Annotated in this window: 15 protein-coding genes; 10 read left to right on the forward strand and 5 right to left on the reverse strand. The window is 74.0% G+C overall.

Annotated features, from left to right (window positions below):
- Positions 1 to 10: 10 nt before the first annotated feature.
- On the reverse strand, positions 11 to 268 hold the full coding sequence (locus ACVMYR_RS15450; protein ID WP_457122086.1) for a DUF6703 family protein: 258 nt from the start codon (positions 266 to 268) through the stop codon (positions 11 to 13).
- A gap of 28 nt (positions 269 to 296) precedes the next feature.
- On the opposite strand from ACVMYR_RS15450, the gene ACVMYR_RS15455 reads away from it, so the two are divergent.
- From ACVMYR_RS15455 to ACVMYR_RS15465, 3 genes are all read left to right on the forward strand, one after another.
- Positions 297 to 638: an antibiotic biosynthesis monooxygenase family protein gene (locus ACVMYR_RS15455; RefSeq protein ID WP_043966812.1), complete on the forward strand. Its 342-nt coding sequence runs from the start codon at positions 297 to 299 to the stop codon at positions 636 to 638.
- A 24-nt stretch (positions 639 to 662) separates the two neighbouring features.
- On the forward strand, positions 663 to 1,238 hold the full coding sequence (locus tag ACVMYR_RS15460) for a hypothetical protein (RefSeq protein ID WP_229405238.1): 576 nt from the start codon (positions 663 to 665) through the stop codon (positions 1,236 to 1,238).
- 120 nt (positions 1,239 to 1,358) lie between these two features.
- Positions 1,359 to 2,738, forward strand: coding sequence for a glycine--tRNA ligase (locus ACVMYR_RS15465; RefSeq protein WP_091274972.1), 1,380 nt, complete (start codon positions 1,359 to 1,361; stop codon positions 2,736 to 2,738).
- A 53-nt stretch (positions 2,739 to 2,791) separates the two neighbouring features.
- On the opposite strand, the gene ACVMYR_RS15470 is transcribed toward ACVMYR_RS15465, so the two are convergent.
- Positions 2,792 to 3,814 carry a type IV toxin-antitoxin system AbiEi family antitoxin domain-containing protein gene (locus tag ACVMYR_RS15470; protein ID WP_457122087.1) on the reverse strand — a complete coding sequence of 341 codons (1,023 nt, stop codon included), beginning with the start codon at positions 3,812 to 3,814 and terminating at the stop codon, positions 2,792 to 2,794.
- 179 nt (positions 3,815 to 3,993) lie between these two features.
- Here ACVMYR_RS15470 and dusB point away from each other — a divergent pair, with 179 nt between their 5' ends.
- A complete protein-coding gene (dusB, locus tag ACVMYR_RS15475; protein ID WP_457122088.1) occupies positions 3,994 to 5,175 on the forward strand; it encodes a tRNA dihydrouridine synthase DusB in 1,182 nt (393 codons plus the stop codon).
- Between the two features lie 105 nt (positions 5,176 to 5,280).
- On the opposite strand, the gene ACVMYR_RS15480 is transcribed toward dusB, so the two are convergent.
- A complete protein-coding gene (locus ACVMYR_RS15480; RefSeq protein ID WP_457122089.1) occupies positions 5,281 to 5,931 on the reverse strand; it encodes a C39 family peptidase in 651 nt (216 codons plus the stop codon).
- 445 nt (positions 5,932 to 6,376) lie between these two features.
- Positions 6,377 to 8,131 carry a beta-N-acetylhexosaminidase gene (locus tag ACVMYR_RS15485; protein WP_457122090.1) on the reverse strand — a complete coding sequence of 585 codons (1,755 nt, stop codon included), beginning with the start codon at positions 8,129 to 8,131 and terminating at the stop codon, positions 6,377 to 6,379.
- Positions 8,132 to 8,444: 313 nt separating this feature from the next.
- On the opposite strand from ACVMYR_RS15485, the gene ppdK reads away from it, so the two are divergent.
- Positions 8,445 to 11,153 (forward strand): pyruvate, phosphate dikinase, encoded by a 2,709-nt coding sequence (gene ppdK / locus ACVMYR_RS15490; protein ID WP_091275052.1) that lies wholly within the window; start codon positions 8,445 to 8,447, stop codon positions 11,151 to 11,153.
- 122 nt (positions 11,154 to 11,275) lie between these two features.
- Here ppdK and ACVMYR_RS15495 read toward each other — a convergent pair whose 3' ends face one another.
- Positions 11,276 to 11,776, reverse strand: coding sequence for a roadblock/LC7 domain-containing protein (locus tag ACVMYR_RS15495; RefSeq protein WP_228986780.1), 501 nt, complete (start codon positions 11,774 to 11,776; stop codon positions 11,276 to 11,278).
- Positions 11,777 to 12,055: 279 nt separating this feature from the next.
- Between ACVMYR_RS15495 and ACVMYR_RS15500 the strand changes: the two genes are divergently transcribed.
- The 5 genes from ACVMYR_RS15500 to ACVMYR_RS15520 all read left to right on the forward strand — a co-directional run bounded on the left by ACVMYR_RS15500 (position 12,056) and on the right by ACVMYR_RS15520 (position 17,085).
- Entirely contained in the window at positions 12,056 to 12,406 is a 351-nt protein-coding gene (locus ACVMYR_RS15500) for a VOC family protein (RefSeq protein ID WP_077938782.1), read from the forward strand.
- A gap of 11 nt (positions 12,407 to 12,417) precedes the next feature.
- The gene (locus ACVMYR_RS15505) at positions 12,418 to 13,653 is read left to right on the forward strand and encodes a deoxyguanosinetriphosphate triphosphohydrolase (protein ID WP_091275059.1); all 1,236 of its coding nucleotides are present in this window, start codon (positions 12,418 to 12,420) and stop codon (positions 13,651 to 13,653) included.
- A gap of 86 nt (positions 13,654 to 13,739) precedes the next feature.
- Positions 13,740 to 14,570 (forward strand): siderophore-interacting protein, encoded by an 831-nt coding sequence (locus tag ACVMYR_RS15510; protein WP_457122091.1) that lies wholly within the window; start codon positions 13,740 to 13,742, stop codon positions 14,568 to 14,570.
- 101 nt (positions 14,571 to 14,671) lie between these two features.
- Positions 14,672 to 16,543 (forward strand): DNA primase, encoded by a 1,872-nt coding sequence (dnaG, locus tag ACVMYR_RS15515; protein WP_457122092.1) that lies wholly within the window; start codon positions 14,672 to 14,674, stop codon positions 16,541 to 16,543.
- A complete protein-coding gene (locus ACVMYR_RS15520) occupies positions 16,543 to 17,085 on the forward strand; it encodes a hypothetical protein (protein ID WP_457122093.1) in 543 nt (180 codons plus the stop codon). Before dnaG ends, ACVMYR_RS15520 begins: the two co-directional genes overlap by 1 nt.
- Positions 17,086 to 17,201: the final 116 nt, after the last annotated feature.

Here is a 17,201-nt window from a genome sequence, read left to right on the forward strand (position 1 = left end):
GCAGGGCGGCTCAGATCAGCTTCGCCAACGCCACGGCCACCAGCAGGGTCAGCATCACCAGCCGGATCATCCGGGTCGCCGGGGACTGCACCGGCCAGGTGGTGACCAGCAGCGCCACCAGCGCGGCGGCGAGCACCAGCAGCAGCGCCCCGCCGAGCACCCCCGGGGCGAACAGCCCCACCAGCACCAGCACCAGGGCCGCCAGGAAGACCGTCGTCGGGTTCGCCCGGGCCAGCCGGAGCGGCAGGGAGCGCTGCGTACGCTGCATCCCACAGACTCTACGAGGAGGATCCCGGGTGCTGGTCACCAACCGGTTCGTGATCGACGAGGACGTCGCCCCCGCCTTCACCGAACGCGCGCACGCCGCCCTCGCCGCGCTCGCCGCCCGCCCCGGCTACCTGCGCGGGGAGCTGCTGCGGGCCCTGGACGACCCCCGCCACTGGTGCCTGGTCACCGAGTGGGAGTCCGTCGGGACGTACCGGCGGGCGCTCGGCGGGTTCGACGTGAAGGTGCACGCCACGCCGCTGCTGGCCGAGTCGCTGGACGAGCCGTCCGCGTACGAGACGCTGGCCGGCGCGGCCCCCGGCGGCGCCGTGGAGGTCAACCCCAGTGATCGGGCCGCTGATCCGCTGCGCTGAGCCGCCGGGCACTACCCTGCACCTATGACCGCACCCGGACCGTCCGGTCCACCCCCGTACCCCGTGGCGCCCGGGCCCGACGGCCCGCCGGCCCCCGGCGTGCCGCCGACGCCCCCGGAGCCGCAGGTCCCCGCGCCCCCGGCCGGCCCCGGGGTGGTCCCGCCGTTCGCGGCGCCCCCCACCGAGGGGCGCGGCGCCCGCCTGTGGCTCGGCCTCGGCGCGGGGGCGCTCGCGGTGCTGATCTGCTGCGGCGGGGGCGGCACGGCCGTGGTGGGCCTCGCGGTCAGCAACGTGCAGGCCGTACGCGAGCAGGGCCGGTCGGTCACCGACGACTACTACCGGGGGCTGGCCGAGCGCAAGTACGACCAGTCGTACGACGCGCTCTGCGACGACGCGCAACGGCGCGAGTCCCGGCAGGAGTTCGAGCGGCGGGTCGCCGCCGAGCCGCAGATCGACTCGTACCGGGTGGGCGACGTCGACACGGTCAACCTCACCGTGCCCGTCTCGGTCACCTTCAGCGGCGGTGACCGGGGCGACCAGGAGGTCACCCTCGCCCCCGACGAGCAGACCGGCGCCATGGAGGTCTGCGGGGTGAGCTGACCACCGCCCCCGGTATTCTGCTGGGCTCGGGGTCCCCGCGGTCGTACCGTGGGTCCCGAACCGACCGTTCCATCCATTGCGCGCCCCCGCCGGCCGCCAGCCGGCGTAGGAGGAAACAACATGCCAGCCGACCGTATCGACGCCGTCGTCAGCCTCGCCAAGCGCCGAGGCTTCGTCTTCCCCTCCAGTGAGATCTACGGGGGCACCCGGTCGGCGTGGGACTACGGCCCGCTCGGCGTGGAGCTGAAGGAGAACGTCCGCCGGCAGTGGTGGCGGACCATGGTCCAGCAGCGCGACGACGTCGTCGGCCTGGACTCGGCGGTCATCCTGGCCCGCAAGGTCTGGGAGGCCAGCGGCCACATCGCCGAGTTCGTCGACCCGCTCACCGAGTGCCAGTCCTGCCACAAGCGGTTCCGCGCCGACCACCTGGAGGAGGCGTACGAGGCCAAGCACGGCAAGCCGCTGACCTCGCTGACGGAGCTGAACTGCCCCAACTGCGGCAACAAGGGCACCTTCACCGAGCCGAAGATGTTCAACGGCCTGATGAAGACCTACCTCGGCCCGGTGGAGAGCGACGAGGGCCTGCACTACCTGCGCCCCGAGACCGCCCAGGGCATCTTCGTCAACTACAAGAACGTCGAGACGGTCGCCCGCAAGAAGCCGCCGTTCGGCATCGCGCAGACCGGCAAGTCGTTCCGCAACGAGATCACCCCGGGCAACTTCATCTTCCGCACCCGCGAGTTCGAGCAGATGGAGATGGAGTTCTTCGTCGAGCCGGGCACCGACGAGCAGTGGCACGAGTACTGGCTGCAGGAGCGCTGGAACTGGTACCTCGACCTCGGCCTGTCGGAGGAGAACCTGCGCTTCTACGAGCACCCCAAGGAGAAGCTCTCCCACTACTCGAAGCGCACCGTCGACATCGAGTACAAGTTCCAGTTCGGCGGCAGCGAGTTCGCCGAGCTGGAGGGCATCGCCAACCGCACCGACTTCGACCTGTCCACGCACAGCAAGCACTCCGGCGTCGACCTGTCGTACTTCGACCAGGCCAAGGGCGAGCGCTGGATGCCGTACGTGATCGAGCCGGCCGCCGGCCTCACCCGCGCGGTGCTCGCGTTCCTGCTGGAGGCGTACGACGAGGACGAGGCCCCCAACACCAAGGGCGGGGTGGACAAGCGCACCGTCATGCGCTTCGACCCGCGCCTGGCCCCGGTGAAGGTGGCCGTGCTGCCGCTGTCGCGCAACGAGGCCCTCTCGCCGAAGGCCAAGCAGCTCGCCGCCGACCTGCGCAAGCGCTGGGTGGTGGAGTTCGACGACTCGCAGGCCATCGGCCGCCGCTACCGCCGCCAGGACGAGATCGGCACCCCGTTCTGCGTGACGGTCGACTTCGACACCCTCGACGACAACGCGGTGACGGTGCGCAACCGGGACACCATGGCCCAGGAGCGCATCGGCCTGGACCAGGTGGAGCGCTACCTGATCGAGCGCCTCCCCGGCTGCTGACGGTGTAAGGAAGGGCCCCTTCTTAACGTTTCCGGTATAGAAGGGGCCCCTTCTCACCACCCCTCCCCGGGGGACGGGGCCTCCCCAGGGGACGGGGCCTCCCCGGTGGGCGGGGCGTCGGCGGGGCGGGGCTCCACGCGTACGCGGGTCGTCGCGCCGAGGCCGCGCCGCGACTCGTACGCGTCCTCCACCATGCGGCGCACGCGCTCCGGGTCCCGGCGGATCTGCGCCGGCGTGAAGTGCAGGATCAGCACCCCGTGCCGGCTCAGCTCGTTGTGCCGGTCCAGCGTCCGCGCCCAGTCGGCCGGGCTGAAGTGGAACTCCTGCGAGTCCACCTCCAGGGCCACCGCGGCGTCGGCCAGGTAGCCGTCCGGGGTCGGCAGCACAGCGCCGTCGCCGCTGACCAGGCGCGGATTCCACCGGATCTCCGGCACCACCCGGCTACCGGCGAGGCACTCCCGCAGCTCGGCCTCCGGCGCCGACCGGGTGCCGTCGACGACCTCCGCGAACGCCTTCCGGACCAGCGCCGTCCGGCTGCGCCTCGCCCGGCGGATCTCCTCGTCCAGCGCGGGGAGGTCGGCGTACCCCCGTTGCACCGCCTCGGCGACGATCGCACGGACCGGGCGCAGCTCGCGCAGGTCCCGGGCCGCGTCGACCACGGCCCGGGCGGGCGAACACACCGGGTAGAGCGCCGTGTGCCGGGCCCGCTCATCGAGCGCCAGCGCCCGGGAGATCACCGCGTGCCCGGCCGACCGGCGTCGCGCGTGGTGCGGCACGACCAGGTGTACGTCGTCGCTGCGCGGGCTGTAGCGGAAGCCGTACCAGGTCAGGGCTGCCAGCCCGGTGAGCTGCGCCTGCCCGCCCGCGTAGAGGGCGGCGGAGATGCGCCGCTGCTCGTCGGTCAGCGCGCCGGTGAACAGGGCGTACGTGGCCGGAAGGACGCGCTGCCAGCGGCCCCGGCGGGCCTGCCGGTAGAGGTACATGTCGTCGAAGCCGGCGGCGAGCAGCTGCGCCCGCGTGACGATCTGCTGCTGGCCCTGCGCGGCCCGGTCCAGCTCGGGTGAGTAGTCGGCCATGCCCGGCAGCATGGCCGCGCCGTCCCCGCACTGTCCCGCCCGACGGCCCCGCCTGTGGACAACGACCGGCCCTGTGGACAAGCCCCGTCGGCCCGGCGGGTGTGCTACGGGCGGTTGTTAACAGGGGTCCCCTGCTATGCAAAAGGCGTTAACAGGGGGCCCCTCCTTACACTTGGCGGGTGAGTGGGAGCGGAAGGCAGGGGAGCGGGCCGGGCGGCGGGCTGCGCATCGGACGGCACGAGGTGTGGCCGCCGGTGGTGCTCGCCCCGATGGCCGGGATCACCAACGTCGGGTTCCGCCGGCTGTGCCGGGAGCAGGGCGGCGGCATCTACGTCTGCGAGATGATCACCACGGTCGCGCTGGTCGAGCGGAACCCGAAGACGCTGCGGATGATCGCCTTCGGCGACGACGAGCGGCCGCGCAGCCTCCAGCTCTACGGCACCGACCCGGAGATCACCGCCGCCGCCGTGCGGATCGTGGTGGAAAAGGATCTCGCCGACCACATCGACCTCAACTTCGGCTGCCCCGTCCCGAAGGTCACCCGCAAGGGCGGCGGGTCGGCCCTGCCCTGGCGGCGGCGACTGTTCGCCCGGCTCGTGCGGGCCGCCGTGGATGCCGCGTCGCCCGCCGGGGTGCCGGTCACCGTGAAGATGCGCAAGGGCATCGACGACGACCACCTGACGTACGTCGAGGCAGGGCTCGCCGCCCAGCACGCGGGCGTCGCGGCGGTGGCCCTGCACGGGCGTACGGCCGCGCAGCGCTACTCGGGCACCGCCGACTGGGACGCCATCGCCACCCTCAAGCAGGCGCTCGACGTGCCGGTCCTCGGCAACGGCGACATCTGGGAGGCCGACGACGCGCTGCGGATGGTCGCCCACACCGGCGTCGATGGCGTGGTGATCGGGCGCGGCTGTCTGGGTCGGCCGTGGCTCTTCGCCGACCTGGAGGCCGCGTTCGAGGGCCGGCCCGAGCGGCGGCTGCCCACCCTCGGCGAGGTGGCGGCGACCATGCGCCGGCACGCCGAGCTGCTGGTCGACCAGTTCACGGCGGGCGCGCGCAACCCGGCCCGGGGCGAGCGGGACGGCTGCACGGACTTCCGCAAGCACGTGGCCTGGTATCTCAAGGGCTTCCCGGTCGGCAGCGAGCTGCGCCGCTCCCTGGCGATGATCGAGAGCCTGGCCCAGCTCGACGACCTGCTCGGCAAGCTCGACCCGGCCGAGCCGTTCCCGGTGGCGACGCTGGGTCAGCCGCGCGGCCGGACGAACTCGCCCGGCAAGGTCTTCCTGCCCGACGGCTGGCTGGCCAGCCGGGACGACGACACCGTGCCGGAGGGCGCCGAGCTGGCCGACTCCGGCGGCTGACGGTTTGCAGGGGCCCCTTGTACAACAGAAAGCGTTAACAAGGGGCCCTTCCTTACTCACGCCGAAGGGCCCGACCCCTGCCGGGGTCGGGCCCTTCGTGTTGCGTCAGGAGGCGTAGCCGCGGCTGGCGATCCAGTGCGCCAGGGCGTCGACGTCGATGCGGTAGCTGGCCTGGTCCGGGTTGGCCGAGTCGGCGATCGTCACGGTCTTCCCGCCCTCGGAGTAGCCGACGACACTGATGTAGTGGCCGCCCTCGAAGGAGTGGCTGACGCCGTCGGTGTCGGTGGCGGTGCCGGCGATGTTGGCCACCACGGCCCGGCCGTCGTCGACCGCGCGGACGACGTCGGCGCGCAGCTTCTCGACGCGCTTACCGTCGACCTTGTCGGCCGGCATCTCCGTGCTGTGGTACGCCTTGCGGCCGGTCTCCTTGTTCAGCACGGGGGTGATGTCGTTGATGGAGTTGGTGCCGGCCTCGGTGGTGCCCATCTCCTTGGCCATGGTGTCCACGTCGATGTTCTTGCCCTGCACGCTCAGCGCGTTGCGCGCCGCGGCCGGGCCGCAGTAGTAGAAGTTGGGCTGCGCCTCGTAGCGCACGTCGAGCTGGCGCTCGCCGGCCGGGCGGCGCTCGGCCTGCACGGTGGCGGCCCGCTCGGCGGGGGTGGCCTGCGCGGCCAGCGCGGGGCCGGCGATCCCACCAGCGGTGGCGGCGATACCAGCAACGGTCAGAGCGGTACGACGAATCAGATCGGTACGCATAACAGCGTGCTCCTCTGCTCGGGGGAGACGGCACCGCGAAAGGGGGATACGCGCGGCGGCACCGCGAAGAAAAGTCCGGGGGAAGGACGACCCGGCGGCGGGGGCCTGCTCGGGCGTCCGGAGGGTGTAACGACCCCGACCCCATCGGCATTCCGGGGTTCCCTGCCCCCGGCGTCCCGGCGTGCGGGGCGGGGGTGGGGCGGTTCGGGGGCCGACCGGGCGGCAGAGCCCCGGTCGCATGCCAGTTACAACGCCCCCACCCCCACGCCGATTCCGCCGTCGGGGTGACCCGGGCCACGGGACGCCACGGCGCAAACCGGGCATCCCTCGGGTCGCGGCCCGCCCGGGTGGGTGGCCGCCTCGGCGACACGACGCGCCGAGGCGGTTCCACCCCAGCCGGCCACGAACCGCCGAGGCCCGCCCGGGTCGGGGCGGTCGGCCGGAGTCAGGGCAGGTCGGCCGTGGGTGCGGTCGGCTGCGGTGCCGGGCGAGGGGTGGGGAGCCCGGTGGGGACCGTGCTCGGCCAGGGGATCTCCGGGGCGGGGTGGAACGTGATGCCGGCGGTGTGCCAGCGGGGGCCGTGCCCGGCGAGGCGACGGCGGAAGGACGCCCAGTCGTGCGTCCGGCGGGGCGACCAGCCCAGCTCGGCGAGGGCGGGCAGCCGGGGCAGCAGCATGAACTCGATCTCGGCCAGCGAGGTCACCGACTCGGTCCAGAGCGGGGCCTCCACGCCCAGCACCGCCTCGGCGGGCACGCCGCCCAGGTGCGTGCCCGGATCCCAGTCGTACGCCCGTTCCACGTCGATGAGGCCCGCCCAGTCGTGCCCGATCGGGGTGTCCGGGGCGTACTTCATGTCCAGGTATGCGCGGTTGCCGGGGGAGAGGATCACCCGCGCGCCGCGCCGCACCGCCTCGGCCGTCCCGGGGTCGTCGCCCCCGGTGCCCCACCACTGCAGCACCCGACCGTCGGCGTGCCCGGCCGGGGCGATCTGGTGCCAGCCGACCACGGTCTTGCCGGTGGCGGCGACGATGCCCTGCGTCCGCGCGACGAAGCGGGCGTACGCGTCGGCCGGGACCTTGAACGCCTCGTCCCCGCCGATGTGCAGCCACGGCCCGGGGGTGAGCGCGGCGACCTCGCCGAGCACGTCGGCGACGAAGGCGTACGTGCGCTCGTCGCCCGGGTCGAGGTAGCTGAAGCCGACCTCGGTGCCCGTGTACGGCGGCGGCGCGACCCCGTCCGGCGCGAGCTGCGGGTATGCCGTCAGCGCCGCGTTGGTGTGACCGGGCAGGTCGATCTCCGGGACGACGGTGACGTGCCGGCGGGCGGCGTAGGAGACGATGCGCCGGTAGTCGGCCCGGGTGTACGCCCCGCCGGGGCCGCCGCCCACCTGGGTCGCCCCGCCGACGGCGGTCAGCCTCGGCCAGCCGTCGACGGCGATCCGCCAGCCCTGGTCGTCGGTGAGGTGCAGGTGCAGGTGGTTGAGCTTGTAGCGGGCCAGGTGGTCGATCACCCGCAGCACGTCGGCGACGCCGAAGAAGTGCCGCGCCACGTCGAGCATCGCGCCCCGGTAGGCGAACCGGGGCCGGTCGACGATGACCCCGCCGGGCACCGCCCAGCGGGCGGCCACCGGGGTGGGGCTCTCGACGGCGGGCGGCAGGAGCTGGCGCAGGGTCTGCACGCCGTGCAGGAGGCCGGCGGGGGTGGCGGCGGTGATGCGTACCGCGTCGGGGGTCACGTCGAGCCGGTAGCCCTCCGCGCCGAGCGCGGCGACCGGGTCGGGGCCGGCGCCGGCGGCGACCGGGCCGGGCGCGTCGCCGGGCGTGCCGGAGAGCTGGAGGGTCAGGCCCTCGGCGGGCAGCGTGGCGTCGGTCACCGGGAGCGGGTAGCCGGTGGCCGGCCGCAGCAGGGCCGCGAGCTGCTCGGCGACGTCCCGGGCGGCCGGGTCGGGGCTGACCCGGACGGCCGCGTCGGCGGGGAGCGTGAAGTCGGCGGCCGGGTCGGGCTCGACCCGTTCCGGGGCGGGGACCACGTCGCCCAGCCGGACGGGGGCCGGTGGCGCGAGCCGGTCGACGGCGGCGCGGGCGGCGGCGTGGGCCAGGTCGGCGGCGGCCGGCTCGGGCGCGGTCGGGTCGACGGCCGGGCCGGTCGGGTCGAGCGGTCTGCGGCCGGGCTCGGCGGGGCGGGGCGCGGTGGGCGGCACGGTGCGGACTCCGGGGGGTGTATTTGCGAGGGATATGGCAAAGGTGAAGTTCGGCAGAACCGGTGCGGTCAAGAGTACGAGGGGAGCCGAGAAATGCGTGATCGTGCTCGTGGAAACGTTCCCAAAAACCGGTACGGACGCGGATAGTCGTGATGGCTGTGCCGATTGTCACCAAGTAGTCCCAGGTCATGCGATGTTCGCTTAGCCTTCGCCCACCGATCGGCGACGGCACCGGATTAGCGGTGGTCAGCCCTGGGGTATCAGCAAACTGAACCTTCGTTAAGTGTCAATCCGGCGCGCGTGGGAGGCTCTGGTGGCAGCGCAAGAGACGGTCGATCACAAGTACGTCTACGACTTCGCCGAGGGCAACAAGGAACTCAAGGACCTGCTCGGCGGCAAGGGGGCGAACCTCGCCGAGATGACGAATCTCGGCCTGCCGGTGCCGCCCGGCTTCACCATCACCACCGAGGCATGCAAGGCGTACCTCGCCACCGGACGGGAGCCGGACGGGCTCGCCGGCCAGATCGAGGCGCACCTGGAGTCGCTGGAGCGGGGGATGGGCCGCCGCCTCGGCGACGCGCACGACCCGCTGCTGGTCTCCGTACGCTCCGGGGCGAAGTTCTCCATGCCGGGCATGATGGAGACCGTCCTCAACGTCGGCCTCAACGACCGCAGCGTCGTCGGGCTCGCCGCGCAGGCGGGCGGCAACGAGCGGTTCGCCTGGGACTCCTACCGCCGGCTGATCCAGATGTTCGGCAAGACCGTCTGCGAGGTGCCGGGCGAGGAGTTCGAACACGCGCTCGACGAGGCCAAGCGCGCCCGGGGCACCACCAGCGACCTCGACCTGGACGCCGACGACCTGCGGGGGCTGGTCGACGCGTACAAGAAGATCTTCCTCAAGCACACCGGGCGCGACTTCCCGCAGGAGCCCCGCGAGCAGCTCGACCTGGCCATCCGCGCGGTCTTCGAGTCGTGGAACGCCGAGCGCGCGGTGCTCTACCGCCGGCAGGAGCGCATCCCCGCCGACCTCGGCACCGCCGTCAACGTGGTGGCCATGGTCTTCGGCAACCTCGGCCCCGACTCCGGCACCGGCGTCGCCTTCACCCGCGACCCCGCCAGCGGCGCGCAGGGCATCTACGGCGACTACCTGGCCAACGCCCAGGGCGAGGACGTCGTCGCCGGCATCCGCAACACCGTGCCGCTGCAGGACCTGGAGCGCCTCGACAAGCGGTCCTACGACGAGCTGCTCGCCATCATGGCCCGGCTGGAGGGGCACTACCGGGACCTGTGCGACATCGAGTTCACCATCGAACGCGGCAAGCTCTGGATGCTCCAGACCCGGGTCGGCAAGCGCACCGCCGCGGCGGCGTTCGTCATCGCCGGCCAGCTCGTCGACGAGGGCCTGATCGACCTCGACGAGGCGCTGCACCGGGTCAACGGCGCGCAGCTCGCCCAGCTCATGTTCCCCCGGTTCCAGCTCGACCACGACTTCGAGCCGGTCGCCAAGGGCGTCGGGGCGTCGCCGGGCGCGGCGTCCGGCAAGGTGGTCTTCACCTCGGCCCGCGCCGTCGAGCTGGCCGCCGAGGGCGAGGCGGTCATCCTCGTCCGCCGGGAGACCAACCCCGACGACCTCAACGGCATGATCGCCGCGAAGGGCATCCTCACCTCGCGCGGCGGCAAGACCAGCCACGCCGCCGTGGTCGCCCGGGGCATGGGCAAGACCTGCGTGTCCGGCGCCGACGAGATCGACGTCAACGTGCCGGCGAAGCGGTTCAGCGTCGCCGGACAGACCGTGAACGAGGGCGACGTCGTCTCGATCGACGGCACCACCGGCAAGGTCTACCTCGGCGAGGTGCCGGTCATGCCGTCGGAGGTGGTGCGCTACTTCGAGGGCACGCTCGACCCCGACGAGGCCGACGACGCGCTGGTCAGGGCCGTACACCGGATCATGACCCACGCCGACGCGGCCCGGCGGCTGGCGGTACGCGCGAACGCCGACACGGGCGAGGACGCCGCCCGGGCCCGGCGCTTCGGCGCGCAGGGCATCGGCCTGTGCCGCACCGAGCACATGTTCCTCGGCGACCGGCGTGAGCTGGTCGAACGGCTGATCCTGACCCGCACCGACACCGAGCGCTCCGACGCCCTCGCGGCGCTGCTGCCGTTGCAGCGCGACGACTTCGTGGAGATCTTCCGCGAGATGGACGGCCTGCCGGTCACGGTGCGGCTGATCGACCCGCCGCTGCACGAGTTCCTGCCCCCGCTGGAGCAGCTCGCGGTCGACGTCGCCGTCGCCCAGGAACGCGGCGAGGACGTGGCCAAGGAGGAGGCGCTGCTCGCCGCCGTCCGGCGGATGCACGAGGAGAACCCGATGCTGGGCCTGCGCGGCGTGCGGCTCGGCCTGGTCATCCCCGGCCTGTTCGCCATGCAGGTGCGGGCGATCGCCGAGGCCGCCGTGCGGGTCACCCGCGAGGGCGGGTCGGCCTGCCCGGAGATCATGGTCCCGCTGGTCGGGGCGGTCCAGGAGCTGGAGACGGTGCGCGCCGAGGCCGAGAAGATCATCGCCGAGGTGGTCGGGGACAGCGGCGTCGAGGTGCTGATCGGCACGATGATCGAGGTGCCCCGGGCTGCGCTGACCGCCGGCCAGATCGCCGAGGCGGCGCAGTTCTTCTCCTTCGGCACCAACGACCTGACCCAGATGGGCTGGGGCTTCTCCCGCGACGACGTGGAGGGGGCCTTCTTCTGGCGCTACCTGGAGCTGGGCATCTTCGGCATCTCGCCGTTCGAGTCGATCGACCGCGACGGCGTGGGCCGGCTGGTGCGGATCGCCGCCGAGGAGGGCCGGGCGGCGCGGCCGGAGCTGAAGCTCGGCGTCTGCGGCGAGCACGGTGGCGACCCGGAGTCCGTCCACTTCTTCCACTCCGTCGGCCTGGACTATGTCTCCTGCTCGCCGTTCCGGGTGCCGGTGGCCCGGCTGGAGGCCGGCCGCGCGGCGGTCGAGACGGTCGGCTCCGACAGCCGCTGAGCGACGGAGCCGTCGCACCGCCGGCACGGCGGGGCCCGGCCGCACGACGGGCCGGCGGACGCCGCGTCCGGCGCCGGCCCCGGTGGGGAAGCCGCACGCATCACCCACCGGGGCCGGCGGGCTCAGATCGGCGGACGCCGCCAGCCGGTGGCGCGGGACGCGTTCGGGGTGCGCCCCGGCAGGGTCGCCATCGGGGTCCGCATGGCCAGCGGCGCGCGCGGGTCGGGCGCGGGCATGCTGACGGGCGCGCTGCGCTCCTGGTCGAAGGCCGAGCCCGTGCGGGCGGCCACCTCCCGGGCCTCCCGGTGCAGGGTCTCCAGGTCGGTGCGGGCCCCGGTGACCAGGGTCAGCAGCGCGTGCCGGCCGGCCGGGTAGGTCACCACGCAGCCCCGGGCGGTGAACACGACCGACTCCTGGAACTCGCCGTGCCGGACCGTGTCGGCGACCCGGTGGCCGAGGCCGAAGCTGGCCGCGGCCAGCGCCGCCAGGTGGGTGGCGTCGGTGGTCGGCAGGTCGCTGGAGATGAGCAGGCCGTCGGTGCCGGCGAGCACGCCCCCGGCGACCTCCGGCCGGCGCTGGCGCAGCCCCCGTAGTTCCGTTTCCAGCACCGTGTCAGCGTCCACGAGCGTCACTTCCCGTCGTCCGATTCATCTGGTTCGGATCTGATTCAGGTGGGCGGATCATCGGTAACGTTCTGCTCTGGGAACGCTACCGGTCGCCATGGTGGACCGCGACCCGTCACGGTCGGCGATTAGCCGACAACTCTCGACTGATCGGCTGTTGCGCGCCGCCGGGCGGGGACTCGTCGCGCGGGGAGTCGTCGCCGCGCCGTCGGCAGCCGTCAGGCGTAGCCTGGGGGCTCTCGCGAAGGATGTCGTATCGCCGGTGGAGGGTGGAACCGCATGACCAGCGTCTGGGAGAGTCTCACCGTGGTCGCGCGGGATCCGGCCCGGCTCGCCCGCTGGTGGGCCGAGGCGCTGGGCTACCGGGTGGTGGCCGAGCGGCCCGGCGAGGTGGAGATCCGGCAGTCCGCCGACCGGCTCCCGGGCATCGTCTTCCTGCCGGTCTCCGGCGACAAGCAGGGCCGCAACCGCCTCCACCTCGACCTGCGCCCGGCCGACCAGGAGGCCGAGGTCGAGCGGCTGGTCGACATGGGCGCCCGGCACGTCGACGTCGGCCAGGGCGACGCCGACCGGACGGTGCTCGCCGACCCCGAGGGCAACGAGTTCTGCGTGCTGCGGCAGCGGGGATAGCCGGTGCGCGGGTGAGCGACCAGCACTCCGCCGGCGCGCGCTGGGTCGACGAGCCGGCCAAGGACACCGGCGCGGGCCGCTCGCCGTACGAGCGGGACCGGGCGCGGGTGCTGCACTCGGCCGCGTTCCGCCGGCTCGCCGCGAAGACCCAGGTGCACACCGCCGGCACCGACGACTTCCTGCGTACCCGGCTGACCCACTCGCTGGAGGTGGCGCAGATCGCCCGGGAGATGGGGGCCCGGCTGGGCTGCGACCCCGACGTGGTGGACACCGCCGGGTTGGCCCACGACCTCGGTCACCCGCCGTTCGGGCACAACGGCGAGGCCGCCCTGGACCAGCTCGCCGCGTCGTGCGGCGGCTTCGAGGGCAACGCGCAGACGCTGCGGGTGCTCACCCGGCTGGAGGCCAAGGTGCTCGCCCCGGGCGGCGGGTCCGCCGGGCTCAACCTGACCCGGGCGTCGCTCGACGCCACCGCGAAGTACCCGTGGCCGCGCCGGCCGGCGGGCGGCAAGTTCGGGGTGTACGCCGACGACCGGCCGGTCTTCGACTGGCTGCGCGCCGGTGCCCCGGCCGAGGGGCGGCGCTGCCTGGAGGCTCAGGTGATGGACTGGGCCGACGACGTGGCGTACTCGGTGCACGACGTCGAGGACGGCGTCCACGGCGGGTACGTGGGCCTCGGCCCGCTGCTGGCCGACCCCGACGAGCGGGCCGCGCTCTGCGCCGACGTGGCCGCCACCTACTCCGGGGAGTCCCCGGCGGACCTGGGCGTCGTGCTGGTCGAGCTGCTCGCCGACCCGGTGCTCGCCCCGCTCGCCGGCTACGACGGCAGCCACCGGGCCCAGGCCGCGCTGAAGGCGACCACCAGCGTGCTCACCGGCCGGTTCGTCTCGACCGCGGTGGCCGCCACCCGGGAGCGCTGCGGGCCCGGCCCGCTGCGCCGGTACGCGGCCGACCTGGTGGTGCCGCGCCGGGTCCGCGCCGAGTGCGCGCTGCTCAAGGGGCTGGCGCTGCGCTACGTGATGCGCCGCCCCGGCGCGCGGTGCCGGTACGAGCGGCAGCGGCAGATCCTCGCCGAGCTGGTCTCCGCCCTGACCCGACGGGCCCCCGAGGCGCTGGACCCGGTCTTCGCCCCGCTGTGGCGGGACGCCCCGGACGACGCCGCCCGGCTGCGCGTGGTGATCGACCAGGTCGCCTCGCTCACCGACCCGGCCGCCGTCGCCTGGCACGAGCGGCTGCGGGCCGACTGAACGCCGAGGCCAGGGGCGCGAACGGGCTGGCGGGCGGCGGCGGACGGCCGGTGGGCACCCGAGCGGACTTAGGCTAGCCTAAGCGCATGACGGAGCGCCCGAAGAAGGTCACCACCGCCCGGGTCCTGCGGACCTGGCGGCCCACCCCGCACGTGATCCGGCTGGTGCTCGGCGGGGAGGAGCTGACCGGCCTCCCGGTGGGCGAGCACACCGACCACTACGTGAAGCTGGTCTTCCCGCCGGACGGGGTGACCTATCCGGAGCCGGTCGACCTCGCGGCGATCCGCCGCCTGCCCGCCGAGCAGTGGCCGCGGCTGCGCGCGTACACGGTGCGATCCTTCGACGCGGCGGCCGGCGAGCTGACCATCGACGTGGTGCACCACGGCGACGAGGGGGTGGCCGGCCCCTGGGCGGCCCGGCTGCGCCCCGGCGACCCGGTGCGGTTCGTCGGCCCCGGCGGGGCGTACGCGCCGAGCCCGGACGCCGACTGGCACCTGCTGGTGGGCGACGAGAGCGCGCTGCCGGCGATCGCCGCCGCCCTGGAACGGCTCCCGGCGGGCGCCCCGGCGCGGGTCTACCTGGAGGTGGCCGACGCCGCCGAGGAGCAGCTGCTGCCCAGCAAGGGCGACGTCGAGCTGACCTGGCTGCACCGGGGCGACCGGCCGGTCGGCGAGGCGCTGGTGGCGGCGGTGCGGGCGCTGGACTTCCCGCCCGGCACGGTGCACGCGTTCGTGCACGGCGAGGCGACCTTCGTCCGCGAGCTGCGCCGGCTGCTGCGCGTCGAGCGCGGCGTGCCCCGGGAGTGGCTGTCGATCTCCGGCTACTGGCGGCGGGGCATGGACGACGAGGGATGGCGCTCGACGAAGCCCGACTGGAACCGGCAGGTCGAGGCGGACGAGGCCACCACGCCCGCCTGACGCGGTGATCGGGACGTCGGGGGGACGCCTCCGCCCGCCGTCCCCCCGACGCCGCGTGGGTCACCCCGGCAGGGCAGGATGTAGGGCCGAGGGGGTGGCGAATGGCTGGGCGGATCCGCGACGAGGACATCGCGCTGGTCCGGGAGCGCACCTCGATCGCCGAGGTCATCTCGGACACGGTGACGCTCCGGTCGGCCGGCGGCGGCAACCTCAAGGGGCTGTGCCCGTTCCACGACGAGAAGAGCCCCTCGTTCAACGTCTCGCCCGCCCGCAACGTCTGGTACTGCTTCGGCTGCGGGGCCGGCGGCGACGCGATCAAGTTCCTGATGGACGCCGACCACCTCAGTTTCGTCGAGTCCGTCGAGCGGCTCGCCGCCCGCGCCGGCATCCAGCTGCGGTACGTCGAGAACGACCAGGCCGCCCCGCGCGCCGCCCGCCCCCAGCAGGGGCAGCGGCAGCGCCTGGTGGCCGCGCACGCCGCCGCCGTCGAGTTCTACCAGGCGCAGCTCGGCACGGCCGGCGCCCGCCCGGCCCGGGAGTTCCTCGCCCAGCGGGGCTTCGACCGGGCCGCCGCCCAGCGCTACGCCTGCGGCTTCGCCCCGGACGCCTGGGACCTGCTCACCAAGCACCTGCGTCAGCAGGGCTTCACCCACGACGAGCTGGTCACGGCCGGGCTGTCCCGCCCGTCGCGCTCCGGCACCCTGATCGACCGGTTCCGCCGCCGGCTGATGTGGCCGATCCGGGACATCACGGGCGACCCGATCGGCTTCGGCGCCCGCAAGCTGTTCGACGACGACGGCCCGAAATACCTGAACACCCCCGAGACGCCGATCTACAAGAAGTCGCACGTCCTCTACGGCATCGACCAGGCCAAGCGGGAGATCGCCAAGCAGGGCAAGGTGGTCGTCGTCGAGGGCTACACCGACGTGATGGCCTGCCACCTGGCCGACGTCCCGACGGCGGTGGCGACCTGCGGCACCGCGTTCGGCGCGGACCACATCTCGGTGCTGCGCCGGCTGCTGCTGGACACCGACGACGTGGCCGGCGAGATCATCTTCACCTTCGACGGCGACGCCGCCGGGCAGAAGGCGGCGCTGCGCGCGTTCGACGACGACCAGCGCTTCGTCGGTCGCACCTTCATCGCGGTCAGCCCCGACAACATGGACCCGTGCGACCTGCGCCTGGCAAAGGGCGACCTGGCGGTGCGCGACCTGGTCGCCCGCCGCGAGCCGCTTGTCGACTTCGCGCTGCGCCACGTCATCAACCGGTACGACCTGGACACCGTCGACGGCCGGGTGGAGGCGATGCGCCGGGCCGCGCCGATCGTCGCGAAGATCAAGGACCGGGAGAAACGCCCCGAGTACGTCCGCAAGCTCGCCGGTGACCTCGGCATGGAGATCGAGCCGGTGCAGCGGGCCGTGCTCGCCGCCGCCTCCGGCCAGCCCGCCGGGGGCGTGGCGGCGGCACCGGCGCGCGCCGCCCGGCCCGCGCCCGGCGCGGACAGCCCGATGTCGCTGGTCGAGCGGGAGGCGCTGAAGCTCGCCCTCCAGGAGCCGGTGCTGGCCGGGCCGATGTTCGACGCGGTCGAGGCGGCGGAATACCAGCACCCGGTGCACGTGGCTGTGCGGGAGGCGATCGCGGCGGCCGGCGGGGCCGCCGCCGCCACGCAGGGCGCGGTCTGGGTCGAGGCGGTCCGCGACGCCTGCGCCGACCTCGCCGCCCAGGCCCTGGTGGGCGAGCTGGCCGTGGAGCCGCTGCGCATCGACGGGGAGCCCGACCCCCGGTACGTCTCGGTGACCATCGCCCGGCTGCAGTGGGGCTCGGTGACCGGCCGGATCCGGGACCTCAAGTCGAAGATCCAGCGGATCAACCCGGTCAGCAACAAGGACGAGTACTTCGCGCTCTTCGGGGAGCTGCTGTCGCTGGAGCAGCACGCACGGGCGCTGCGCGAGCAGGCCGCGGGAGGGCTGTGATGGGGCTGTTCAGTCGAAAGCCGAAGCTGCCGGCGGCGGCCCGCCCGCCGCTGGCCGACGCCGAGCGGGTGCTGGCCTGGGCCGCCGCAGGCGAGGCCGGCGGTCCGGGCGCCGGCGTGCTGGTCGCCACCAACCTGGGGCTCTGGCTGCCGGGGCGGGACGCCCGGCTGGGCTGGCACGACGTCCTCAAGGCCGTCTGGTCGGGACGGGAGCTGACCGTCACCCGGGCCGAGCGGCTCGCCGAACGCGCCGGGTACGTGCTGGTGGCCGACGGCCCCGCCGAGACGTACCTGCTGCTCGAACCGGGTGAGCTGCCGCACCAGGTGCGGGCGCGGGTGACCCGCTCGGTGGCGTACACCCAGCACCACCCGGTGCCCGGCGGCGCCGGCCGGATCGCCGCCCGCCGCGTGCCCGGGGCGGACGGTCTGACCTGGACGGTCCGCTACGACCCGGGCACCCCCGCCGACCACGAGGCGGTGGTCGCCGAGACCGACCGCCTGGTCGCCGCCGCCCGCGCCGCCACGGCCCCTACCGACCTGTAGGGCCCCACCGACCTCGAGAGGCCGCCGACGAGGTCGGCGACGCTCGTTCGGTGCGTGACGCAGCGCTACCGCCAGCCCGACCCCCACCACCCGTCCTCGGCCCTTTGCTCTGCACC

The organism is Micromonospora sp. PTRAS2 (genome assembly GCF_054052245.1).